General features: G+C 39.8%; 8 protein-coding genes and 1 pseudogene. 4 read left to right on the plus strand and 5 right to left on the minus strand.

Going from position 1 to position 12,715, the window contains the following annotated elements:
• Positions 1–8 precede the first annotated feature (8 nt).
• Together dnaX and apt are read right to left on the minus strand one after the other, a co-directional pair.
• Positions 9–1,982 carry a DNA polymerase III subunit gamma/tau gene (gene dnaX, locus ABN256_RS04995; protein WP_340895214.1) on the minus strand — a complete coding sequence of 658 codons (1,974 nt, stop codon included), beginning with the start codon at positions 1,980–1,982 and terminating at the stop codon, positions 9–11.
• Between the two features lie 251 nt (positions 1,983–2,233).
• A complete protein-coding gene (apt, locus tag ABN256_RS05000; RefSeq protein WP_036932856.1) occupies positions 2,234–2,785 on the minus strand; it encodes an adenine phosphoribosyltransferase in 552 nt (183 codons plus the stop codon).
• Positions 2,786–2,923: 138 nt separating this feature from the next.
• Here apt and priC point away from each other — a divergent pair, with 138 nt between their 5' ends.
• Positions 2,924–3,466, plus strand: a complete 543-nt coding sequence (gene priC / locus ABN256_RS05005) for a primosomal replication protein PriC (RefSeq protein ID WP_197269534.1) — start codon at positions 2,924–2,926, stop codon at positions 3,464–3,466.
• An 11-nt stretch (positions 3,467–3,477) separates the two neighbouring features.
• Entirely contained in the window at positions 3,478–3,645 is a 168-nt protein-coding gene (rsmS, locus tag ABN256_RS05010) for a pleiotropic regulatory protein RsmS (protein ID WP_072069366.1), read from the plus strand.
• Here the strand turns inward: rsmS and mscK are convergent.
• From mscK to acrR, 3 genes and pseudogenes are all read right to left on the minus strand, one after another.
• On the minus strand, positions 3,642–7,025 hold the full coding sequence (gene mscK, locus ABN256_RS05015; RefSeq protein ID WP_419775807.1) for a mechanosensitive channel MscK: 3,384 nt from the start codon (positions 7,023–7,025) through the stop codon (positions 3,642–3,644). The genes rsmS and mscK overlap by 4 nt on opposite strands.
• Before the next feature lie 165 nt (positions 7,026–7,190).
• Positions 7,191–7,544, minus strand: a complete 354-nt coding sequence (locus ABN256_RS05020) for a DsrE/DsrF/TusD sulfur relay family protein (protein ID WP_072069368.1) — start codon at positions 7,542–7,544, stop codon at positions 7,191–7,193.
• Between the two features lie 28 nt (positions 7,545–7,572).
• Positions 7,573–8,217, minus strand: a pseudogene (gene acrR, locus ABN256_RS05025) (multidrug efflux transporter transcriptional repressor AcrR).
• A gap of 124 nt (positions 8,218–8,341) precedes the next feature.
• Between acrR and ABN256_RS05030 the strand changes: the two are divergent.
• Both ABN256_RS05030 and ABN256_RS05035 read left to right on the plus strand, forming a co-directional pair.
• Positions 8,342–9,535 (plus strand): efflux RND transporter periplasmic adaptor subunit, encoded by a 1,194-nt coding sequence (locus ABN256_RS05030; protein ID WP_115350452.1) that lies wholly within the window; start codon positions 8,342–8,344, stop codon positions 9,533–9,535.
• A gap of 14 nt (positions 9,536–9,549) precedes the next feature.
• Entirely contained in the window at positions 9,550–12,699 is a 3,150-nt protein-coding gene (locus ABN256_RS05035) for an efflux RND transporter permease subunit (RefSeq protein ID WP_197269535.1), read from the plus strand.
• Positions 12,700–12,715 lie beyond the last annotated feature (16 nt).

The raw sequence follows: 12,715 nt of genomic DNA on the forward strand, positions 1-12,715 counted from the left end.
TGTTGCGATTAAACAGGTCGGATACTCTCTTCATCCAATTCAGCATCAAAATATTGCTGTAATGTTTGAATTGTTTTATCCGTAATAATCGATTGACGCGATAACGCCAATTTTTCATCATAAATGGCTTGTCGCCACTCCAACGGCGTTTTTACCGCTGGATTATCATCTTCTATAATTGTGAGTGAAATTGCTTTTCCATGCAATTCACTTAATGCATTTGTGAGTGTGCGTAATGCATTTGCTGAATTTAAATGTTTCTGTCTAGTTCGTAAATGCAAAATCACATTTTCTTCACTTACTGTCTCTTTATACGCATTCAATGCCAGTTGTTGCACCAACTTAGGTAATGGCATTTTTTCAATTTCAGCAGCCCACGCATCTCTTTCTTGTGATTCTTTCGCAATTTTGGCTGCTAATTCTGGCGTTTTTTCGTATTCGAGAACTTCTTTAATTTCTTTAGGCGAAGACACTGTCTCTTGCGTTGACATCAACTCAGGATTTTGTGGACGCCATTGATACGCTTCTTTTTTCTTTTTTTCAGGTGCATTAGGATTAGATTGACGCTTAGCAACTTGTTGGCGTCTTTCACTCACGGCTGCTAGCCGTTCTAATGCACTAGCAGCCGGCTTAGCCTGATTTGGCGTCGCCGGTTCAGACTTTTTTGGCGGGGTTTGTTGTTCTGTCCCCTTTATTGCCTGCCGTGCTCTTAAAAGTTGTGCCGCTGGACTATTACCTAACGAGGCATTATCCATGGGCGAAGAAGAACGTGTATTTTGTGACGAATGAGTTTGTGGCACTTGTTGCGCATGACTCACTGGCATTCGATTCGTTGTCGATGACGTAGAAGGCAAAGTTTGCGCTAATGGCGCAGAAGAAACCTCATCAATCACTGTTTTGGGATGAAAAGCTAACGCCCTTAATAGCGTCATTTCAACGCCCATGCGTCTATCTGGCGCATAAGCCAGTTCTTTTCGTCCAACTAATAAGGTTTGATAATAGAGTTGTAAATCTTGTGGTGAAACAGATTTAGCCAATAGGCGTAAACGCTCTTGGGTAAATTGTTCTTGGGGATTATCCTCACTAGGCAATAATTGCAGCATGGCAATTTGATGCAATAATGAAAGTGTTTCAACCAAGAAGCTTTCCCAATCAGTTCCTCTTGAAGCCACTTCATTGACCAACGACATCACTTGTTGACCATCTGCTTTTACCAGTGCTTCAATCAATGCTAAAGGTTGTGCATCATCAATAGTGCCAAGCATTTGGCTTACAACATCTGCTGTGACAACGCCTTCACCACTTGCTATAGCTTGATCTGTTAAGCTTAAAGCGTCTCGCATACTACCATCGGCGGCACGAGCAATAAGCTGGCGTGCTCTTACATCATTTTCGATGTGTTCGGCAGTAAGCACTTTTTCGAGTTGCGTCGCAATTTGGTCAATGTCTAATGCGCGCAAATGAAATTGCAAGCAACGCGATAAAATCGTGACTGGTAATTTTTGTGGATCGGTTGTCGCCAGTAGAAACTTAACGTGCTCTGGTGGTTCTTCTAATGTTTTTAATAGCGCATTAAAACTGTGGCGAGAAAGCATGTGAACTTCGTCAATCAAGTAGACTTTAAAACGTCCACGTGCTGGCGCATATTGCACATTATCAAGCAATTCACGGGTATCTTCTACCTTGGTACGTGATGCAGCATCGATTTCGATTAAATCGACAAAACGCCCTTGTTCTATTTCAAGGCAATTTGCACATTGACCACAAGGTTTACTCGTAATACCTGTTTCACAATTGAGCCCTTTGGCAAATAATCGGGCAATAGTGGTTTTTCCGACACCTCGAGTGCCAGAAAAAAGATAGGCATGATGAAGTCGCTGATGATCAAGACCATTAGCTAAAGCCGTCAACACATGACGTTGACCGACAACATCGTTAAAAGTTTGTGGGCGCCACTTACGGGCAAGTACCTGATAGCTCATTGATTCCGCTAAATTTGAACGAGATTTATCTCTATGCTAACACAGGGACGCCCCATTGAGCGAGATTTGTCAGAAACAAATGAGATATTGATGAAAGAACCGTCAAATATTTGACATGTATTAGAGAGGAAAATCAATTGTGCGGGCCGTAGATATTTATATATCACATCATAAATAAAACAAAAGCACCCGCACTATTACTCATGTTTAAAATAATGGCGTATATCACCCCATTTTAAACAGTGAAGAAATTAATGTCCTGGAAAATCAACCAGAGTAAAGCTGTGAACACCTTGTTTTTCTAAGCGTTCAATACCGCCTAAATCAGGTAAGCAGATAATAAATGCAGCTTCTGTCACGGTTCCACCTAAGCGACGGATAAGACGTGCAGTTGCTTCAATGGTGCCACCTGTTGCCAGTAAATCATCAACCATTAATACTTTGTCTTTATCCGTAATGCTATCTTTGTGGATCTCTAAAGTATCTGTGCCGTATTCCAAATCATAAGTTTCACTGAGCGTTTCGCGAGGCAATTTACCTTTTTTACGAACAGGAACGAAACCAACGCCGAGGCGTAAAGCAACCGGAGCACCAAATAGGAAACCGCGAGCTTCGGTACCCACGACTTTAGTGATACCCTGACCTTGATAGTGTTCTACCAATAAATCAATGGTTGCCTGATATGCAGCAGGATTATCCAGTAATGTAGTGATATCACGGAATAATATCCCTTCTTTTGGATAATCAGGAATGGTTTCAATACTGTCTTTAATAAATTGCAGTTGTTGCGCGTTAGCAGTCATAATCAGTGCCATAATAAAAAACGAAACGATAGAATCTATGCAATATGCCGTTAAAATGCAACAGAAAGCCAGTTAACAACTCTTTTTTTGTTGCTTTAAGTCAATTCATGTTTTTATCAAACCAGGAACAAGAACCAGATGAATAAACCCGATCCTTTAAGCTTGTTTAAAAAACAGATAGACAATCTTGCCGAAACACTGGCACCTATTGCAAACAAAAAAATTGCAGCACCTTGCTTCGACACAGCACTGTTCCACCGCCGGAGTGATTCACTTGGCGGCTATATGCAACAGATCCGCGATAATTTTACCCAGTTAATCGCTTGTGTTGAGGCACAACGAAGCCAGCAGGTTAAATTTCTGGCCACACAAATCCTACAACAAATAGAAGCATTAACTCGTGAATTATCGACACAAACACTAAGAAAGCAAGAGAACCAGCTTACTCAACGAAAAAAAAGTGTCGATTTATACCAAAAACTTGCCCAACATCAGGATTATGAGCGCAGATTACACGCCATGATCCAAGATAGAGAGCTTTCATTAACGCAAGCACAGAGTTTTATGCAACAACAAGAATTGCAAAAAGAGATTGCCGCACTTGAGAATCGCCTAGCACGTTGTAAAAACGCCCTTTTCTCTATTGAAAAAAGCATTGAAAACCAAGAAGATAAATTTTAAAGGCGATAATTATGAGTTTAAAAGAAGCACCAAAATCTGTTCAGTTGGCCGTTGATCTTATCTACTTACTTGAAAGTCACCATATTGATCCTAAAACAGCACTAGAAGCCCTTGAGATTGTTCGCCAAGATTATGAAAACAAATTGGCGACACAATCAACAAACACGCCCCTTAATTAAGCAAAAGGGGTATTGGCTTCAGGTGTCGAACCATCAAGGGGTCGTTTTACCTCTTGTACTTCATCACCTTGTTTATTATGCAAATAAACATCAAGTTGGTTAAACGCAATATTAATATCGTTTTCATTACAAAGCTTATCAATTGCACGGTTTACTTCATCAATTGCAATGCTTCTATCACCTAATGTTCTGACATAAAAACGTAAATCGTGGTTTAACGTACTGGCGCCAAACTCGGTAAATAACACGACGGGCTCAGGTTCAGTCATCACTCTGGTATTCTCTTTCGCTGCTTTCATTAAGATAGCTTTGACCTTATCAAGATCAGATCCATATGCCACCCCTACCTGAATAATAATGCGTGTGACAGTATCGGATAATGTCCAGTTAATAAGTCGTTCTGTTACAAAGGCTTTATTAGGAATAATCACTTCTTTGCGATCAAAATCTGTCACTGTTGTTGCTCTAATTCGAATTCGGCTAACAGTACCGGAATAACTACCAATAGTAACCGTATCACCAATTCTGACAGGCCTTTCGAACAAAATAATTAAACCAGACACAAAGTTTGCGAATATTTCTTGTAAACCAAACCCTAATCCTACCGTTAAAGCCGCCGCTAACCATTGTAGCTTTTCCCATGCCACACCTAATATACCCAGAGAGACAATAGTACCTATTGCAATAATAACGTAGGTTAAAATAGTCGTAATAGCGTAAGAAGCGCCTTGTTGCAGTTTGATACGCGATAAAATTAATACCTCTAATAAACCCGGTAAATTTCGCGTCATAAACCAAGAGATTGCCATGATAGAAACAGACAATAAAAGATCTGCCACTGTGACGGCTTTAACAACATTCCCTAACTCTGTGGGTAATGTATAACTCCAGAGTGAAATACCATCTAAATAGGTAAATACAGTAATAAAATCGGACCAAATCCCGTAGAAACTAGACGCAAAAATGATAAACAAAATCATTGTTGTCAGTCTTAATGATTGCTGATTGATTTGATCCATATCCATTGGAGGCTCTTGGATAGGCTCCAGACTATTATCTTCGCCCTCTTTTTTTTCTTTTAACATCGCTTGTCTACGCTCAAGAGCTCGACGGTAAGCAAGTCTTCGAGCCGCCACGGTTAATCCCCGTAAACTGGCATGATAAGCAATAAACCACAACATAAGCAGATATAAGCTATCAATCCAGCGATTTGCTAAACGCAACGCCGTATAGTAATAACCAAAAATCACTAATCCCATTAAAATTAAAGGCGAGAACGTTAATAGGGTGATCACAACCGTTCTAACAACATGATTACCCTTTTCTTGCCACATTTCGCGACAAAACGGCAATGCACATAAACTAATACAAAACAGTGAAATAATCGCAACCAACTGCCCAATAACATCGCCCACCAGTGATAATGGGTTATTAATACCGTAAGCAGAAAGTAAAATAATCGGCAACATAGGAAGAGAAAGACGCAATAAACGTTTACGATTTTGCTGAACTCGCTCTACAGGGATTTTAAAATGTTTTACAGCAACGCCATTATCAGACATTAAACGATAAGACCATTCAAACATCAGCCAAAATACCGCAAATTGCCAAGCAAAAGACCAGATAAACTCTTGTTGCACGTTAAAACTATTTATTAGCCAATAGCCAATCGCTAAAACAAAACAAGAAAGAGGTAATGTTTTTAAGAAAACAATACCTAACGCCAGTGGTGTATGTAGCTGAGAATCTTTATTGAGCTTATTAATGTCCCCATTAAGTTTTTCAAACTGAGTATCAAGTTTTTTACGTTGCCAAATTAGTATTAAACCAAACAGGATCAGGGCAATAAGGACAGGGAGTGATTTCTTAGCCCCGATCAACAGATTTTCATTTGACCAATTCAATTTAAAACTTTGGAATTCTGCCACCGCTTGTGAAGGAAACGTTGAAAACCAATTGAGATTGATAGGTTTATTACTACTCACCCAGAAAATTTGTTGTGCTAATGTACTTTCTAAAGAGCTTACGACACTGCGTAATTGTTGCTGATCCATTTGCAGGTTAATCGAGCCTGAAATTTGATTACCTAATTGATTATTAAGTTTATCAAGCAACTCCCGACGCGCATCAACAAGTAATTCTAATGCACTATGTAACTCTTTTAGTGCATTAGGATCGGTGACTTCAGGATGCGTGATTTGGTATTCCTGCATCAACCGATCAATATAGATATTGGGTTGTATTATCTGATCACGTTGTTTATTAATTTCAAATTGCTCTAACCGCAAATCAGCAATTTTATCAGGCAAATTATTAATAAAAATACCATCTGGTAAATCAACTTGCTCTTCAAATAAAATTCTGGAAAGTAATAAACTTCCTTTTAATACATCAATTTGTTCTTTTAGGTTTCGTTCAGATTGGATGGCTCTATCTAAGCGATTTTTCACCATTAAGCTATGGCGATTTAGTTCGTTATTATTTTGTGTTGTAACGATCAGTTTATCACTAAGATGCTTATTGATTTCTGTTTGCGCTAAATAGAATGGATCAGTATTAATGGCTTGATTATCTAGTTCTGTGCTTTGTGCTTCTTTAGCTGTTTCTTCTGAACTGTCTAGACGTTTATCACTGATAGCATCTTGAAGCAGTTGTGCACGTTCCTGTGAAAGGTCTATATACGCAGAGCTATAGTCACGTTGGAGTTGTAACAAGCTTTGTAATTGCACATTTGACTGTAATGTACGCTTTTGAAAATTATTTTGTTGCTGAAGATAATATTGCTCTAATTGTAATAACTGCACAGCAGAAGGCCGCATTTGTGCTTTATCTGCACTACTTTTATTCAGCAATGTCCTTATTTGTTGCAATCTATCTGAATTATTAAATAAAATAGATTGGGCTCTTTCAGGTTGTGTCTGTAATACGATAAGTTCATTACTGTAATTAGCTAAATCATCTTGGGATTTTTGTAAGGATTGTAAAACACTTTCTAATTGTGATTCTAATGTTGATAATGGCAATGCTTCCAATGATTTTTGGTAGTCACCCACTTCTTTATTGGCGACTTTTTGCTTTAATTGATTAAGTTGATATTGCGTACTACGCAGCTTTTCAGGTAGTTGATCTACCGTTTTATCGTAATTTACTGATTTTTTTTCTAGCTGTTGAATATTATCGAGTAATAAAAGAGATTGTTCTAAATCCGCAATTGTTAATTTATCTTCTGCGCTTAACTCACTACGTTTATTTAATAAATTAAGCTGGTTTTGAATATTTTCTTGAGTAGGTAAATTACTGGGAACCGCAGCTAAAACTGAGGTAATGGAGAGGCACCAAAGAATAAAAATAATAGCAGTGGCGGCGACAATCGTCGTCATTCGATTATTGAATTGAGAAAAAAAAGTTTGTATCCGCATGGTTAAGCAACTTGTTCAATTAATATTGAAAAACTGTTTATTAGTATAATCCAATTACATTCAATTGGCAGTGTAAACAGAACAAGTTGCTTGGGTTGTTTCTCGCCTGAGAAAATGAAGTGACAATCAGAATGTTAGAATTTTATCCGCATCGAGCGTCCATTGTGCCAAATCAACTAATGTACCTAACTCTGCACCATCAACTAATGGTAAATCACTGATACCACGAGTATCTGTACATGTTTTGCATAATTTAACCGGAACATTTTGTGCCGTTAAAATTTCCAGCATTTGTTGTAAGTTATAACCTTCTTTAGGCTGTTGGCGAGCTAAAGCCCCTGTAACAGCATCTGACATTAAAAAGATATTTAATTGAGTTTCTGGGTGTTGTTCTTTTAATGTAATAGATAAACGCAACGCGTTAAATAATGACTCATTACCATAAGCTGCACCATTAGCAATAACTAAGACCTTACTCATAAATGTCTTCCTTTTGTTTAATTATAAATTAAGAGGACGCAGATATTCTCATATTTGCACTGTGCTTTATCATATCAATAAAGCTATCAACCAAATATTGACTTTCATCTTTGATAGAAAAACTTTCTGGTGAAAATAACCAATTTTCAGCAAGACCAGTCATCATAGCTCTTAACATAATGGCGGCTCATCTTAAATTAAGGTTGGCAGGAAGTTGTTTTTTTTCAACACAACGAGATAAAGATTGCTCTATTCTAGAGTAATCAGCTGCACACAATTCTCTGCGAATTTCAACAATTGGTGTCATTTCACCGACAAATTCGCATTTATGGAAATATATTTCTAAAAGTGCATTATGTTTAGGATCTTCGACAATCGATGTCAATATGTAAATAAGCAATTCTCTTAATACAAATAGTGGATCATCTGGGTATTTTGTTTGATACTCTATTTCTAAAGATTCTATTTTTAAGTCGGTGAGTTCGCACGCTTCAGTAAATAAATCCACTTTATTTTTAAAGTGCCAATATATTGCACCACGGGTAACTCCTGCAGCGGCTGCAATATCTGAAAGTGATGTGGCAGAAACGCCTTGCACAGTAAACAGCCTAAGTGCAGCATCAATAATCTGCTGTCTTGTCTCTTGTGCCTGCCGTTTAGTTTTTCGTGCCATTAATCCTCGATTTTGACTGAAGTTAATTTACATACATTCATGTATGTTTGTACTATACATCGCAATCAATCATCAACTTAATTATTTTTATCCCGGGAAACAACGTTTGAATAGAGGTTTTCTTATGCGAAAAAACAGAGGGGTTTTGCCTCTGGCTCTGTTAGTGCTATCAGGCAGCTTGGTTCTTGCTGGATGTGACGACAAAGCTAAACAGTCTGCTGGGGGGCCTCCTCCTGCTCCGGCTGTAGGTGTTGTGACTTTAGGAGCGCAAGCTCTGACAATCACCACTGATTTACCAGGTCGTACATCAGCTTTCCGTATTGCTGAAGTTCGCCCTCAAGTTGGCGGTATTATTTTAAAGCGCAATTACACAGAAGGAAGCTATGTAGAAGCAGGTACATCACTGTACCAAATCGACCCAGCTCTTTTTGAAGCAACTTTAAATAGTGCACAAGCTGAACTTGCGAAAGCGAAAGCAAATGCTGAAATAGCGCGTCTCACTGTGGAGCGTTATAAGCCTCTGCTAGGTACAAACTATGTCAGTAAACAAGATTTTGATGCCGCAACATCTCAATACGCACAAGCCGTTGCTGCTGTTAGAGCTGCAGAAGCTGCTGTGACAAGTGCAAAAATCAATCTTGAATACACAAAAGTAACATCTCCAATTTCAGGCCGTTCAGGTAAATCAACTGTCACTGAAGGCGCATTGGTTTCAATGGGTCAACAAGTTGCACTGACAACTGTTCAGCAAATCGATCCGATTTATGTCGATGTGACACAATCGAGTGAAGATTATCTGAAATTAAAAAATGAAATTGATAGTGGTGCTATTCGCCAAGAGCAAGGTAAACCGGTTGTGCATTTAACACTGACCAATGGGCAATCTTATGCACAGAAAGGGCATTTAGAGTTTTCTGATGTCACTGTTGATGAAACAACAGGTTCTATTACTATGCGAGCTATCGTACCTAACCCGAAAGGGGAACTATTACCAGGTATGTTTGTTCGTACTAAATTAGAAAATGGTATTCGTCAAGATGCTATTTTAATCCCACAACAAGCTGTTATTCGTACTGCGCGTGGTGATGCAACAGCAATGGTTGTTAATAAAGACAACGTTGTTGAAGTTCGTACTATTCAAGTATCACAAGCTGTTGGTAATAAATGGCTAGTAACTAGTGGTGTTCAGGTAGGTGAGCGCGTTATCGTTTCTGGATTGCAAAAAGCAAAACCAAAAATGACCGTAACACCTCAAGAAGAGAATTTAGATGCGAAGCCATCACCTGAACAAACTGAGCCAGCTAAGAATCCTCAATAAGGAGTCGGTGATCCATGCCTAAGTTTTTTATAGATAGACCGATATTTGCGTGGGTAATTGCGATAATTACCATGCTCGCAGGTCTTCTGGCACTCATCAAACTGCCTGTTGCCCAGTATCCAACGATTGCACCGCCAGCGATTTCTATCTCTGCGGTTTATCCAGGTGCTGACGCCACTACGGTGCAGAATACAGTTACCCAAGTTATCGAACAAAATATGAATGGTATCGATAACATGGTGTATATGTCTGCAACCAGTGACTCTGCAGGTATGATGAATATCACTCTGACCTTTGAAGCAGGTACTGATCCTGATATCGCGCAAGTCCAAGTGCAAAATAAACTGCAATTGGCAATGCCGCTATTACCTCAGGAAGTGCAACAGCAAGGGATTAGTGTTGATAAATCCTCAAGTTCATTCTTGATGGTCGCCGGTTTCATCTCAAATGACGGTTCAATGACACAAGATGATATCGCAGACTATGTGGGTGCAACGATTAAAGACCCGTTAAGCCGTGTAACCGGTGTGGGTGAAACCCAGTTATTTGGTACTCAATACGCAATGCGTATCTGGTTAGACCCAGATAAACTGGTGAAATACAACATGACAACACTTGATGTTACTAATGCGATTAAAGCACAAAATAACCAAGTGGCAGCAGGTCAATTAGGGGGAACGCCTCCTGTACCTGGTCAGCGTTTAAACGTCTCTATCATTGCTCAAACTCGACTTAATAACGCAGAACAATTCGGCGATATCCTGATGAAAGTCAATACAGACGGTTCACAGGTTAAGCTAAAAGATCTCGGTGTAGTTGAGATGGGTGCTGAAAACTACAGTACTGTTGCTCGTTTTAATGGATTACCCGCTTCTGGTATCGGTATTAAGCTAGCAACGGGCGCTAACGCATTAGATACAGCAACCGCTGTGCGTGCTGCATTAGCTGAAATGGAACCGTTCTTCCCAGCGGGATTAGAGGTCGTTTATCCTTATGATACAACGCCGTTCGTTAAGATCTCTATTTTCGAAGTGGTAAAAACGCTTATTGAAGCAATTATGCTGGTATTCGTAGTTATGTATCTGTTCTTACAGAACTTCCGAGCTACGTTAATTCCAACCATTGCAGTACCTGTTGTATTGTTAGGTACCTTCGCCATACTCTCGGCGTTCGGTTATTCGATAAATACCTTGACGATGTTCGCGATGGTGCTTGCCATCGGGCTTCTGGTGGATGACGCCATCGTTGTGGTTGAAAACGTCGAACGTGTTATGCAAGAAGAAGGTCTATCTCCGAAAGAAGCTACACGTAAGTCGATGGGACAAATCCAAAGTGCACTGGTGGGTATCGCCCTCGTGCTTTCTGCGGTATTTATTCCAATGGCATTCTTTGGTGGTTCAACAGGTGCGATTTATCGCCAGTTCTCTATCACCATCGTATCAGCAATGGTTCTGTCTGTTTTCGTTGCATTGATTTTAACACCGGCACTTTGTGCCACAATGTTAAAACCAATACCAAAAGGCAGTCATGGTGTGCAAACCGGCTTCTTTGGTTGGTTTAACCGCACCTTTGAAAAAAGCAGCCATCACTATACTGACAGTGTATCCCGTACTCTTCGCGGTACTGGCCGTTACTTATTAATTTACGTTTTATTAGTCGCAGGCATGGCATTAATGTTTATTCGCTTACCTGCATCGTTCTTACCAGAGGAAGACCAAGGGGTATTACTGACAATGGTTCAGTTACCTGCGGGCTCCACACAAGAACAGACTCAAGACGTATTAGAAAGAGTAAACGACTACTTCAATACCGATGAAAAAGAACTCGTTAAATCCGTCTTTACCGTAAGTGGCTTCGGCTTCGGTGGTCAAGGCCAAAATATGGGTCTGGTCTTCGTTGTATTGAATGATTGGGATGAACGTAAAGCAGATGAAGACAAAGTTCCGGCAATTGTAGGTCGTGCCAATATGGCATTATCCCAAATTAAAGAAGCCTTTGTTTACTCCTTTAACATTCCAGCGATTGTTGAATTAGGTTCTGCGGGTGGTTTCGAATTCGAGTTAGTCGATAAAGCTAACCTCGGTCATGAAAAACTGATGGAAGCCCGAAATCAACTTCTTGGACTTGCTGCACAACAACCTCAAATGTTAACGGGTGTGCGCCCTAATGGTCAGGAAGATACATCACAGTATCGTCTATATATTGACCTAGAAAAAGCGCAGGCTCAAGGTGTTGCAATCAGCGATATCTATTCAACATTAGGTACCATGTTTGGTGGTAGCTACGTAAACGACTTTATCGACCGTGGTCGTGTTAAGAAAGTTTATGTTCAAGCTGAATCACAATTCCGCATGTTGCCACAAGATATTGGTAATCTTTATGTTCGTAACAATGTCGGTCAGATGGTTCCATTCTCATCATTCATTGATACAAGTAAAGATCCTTGGTTATATGGCTCTCCACGTTTAGAGCGTTATAACGGTTTACCTGCTGTCCAAATTCAAGGTAGTGCAACACCGGGTCAAAGTAGTGGTGATGCAATGCTAATGATGGAAGATCTCGCAAGTAAATTACCAAGTGGTATTGGTTATGAATGGACAGGAATGTCATATCAAGAACGTTTATCTGGTAACCAAGCGCCTGCGCTGTATACCATTTCCTTGATAGTTGTATTCCTCTGCCTTGCGGCTCTTTATGAAAGCTGGTCAGTACCGTTCTCCGTTATGCTCGTGGTTCCTCTGGGTGTTATTGGTGCGCTATTGTTTACCACATTCCGAGGCCTTGAGAACGACGTTTACTTTAAGGTTGGGCTCTTAACAACCATTGGGTTATCGGCGAAAAACGCAATCTTGATTGTTGAATTCGCCAAAGACTTGATGGAAAAAGAAGGCAAAGGACTCATAGAAGCAACGTTAGACTCTGTTAGAATGCGTCTACGTCCAATTCTAATGACCTCTTTGGCCTTTATGTTAGGGGTTATTCCTCTGGTATTAAGTAATGGTGCAGGTTCTGGTGCACAGAACTCAGTAGGTACAGGTGTATTTGGTGGTATGATTGCCGCAACCTCTCTTGCTATCTACTTTGTTCCTATTTTCTTCGTCGTGATCCGTAGACGATTTGCGAAGAAAAACGAAGATTTAGAGCATCCAAGTAATTCACACTAATTTATCAGTGAATACC

Source organism: Proteus sp. fly-1008, from assembly GCF_040140305.1.
Lineage (GTDB): Bacteria > Pseudomonadota > Gammaproteobacteria > Enterobacterales > Enterobacteriaceae > Proteus > Proteus vulgaris_B.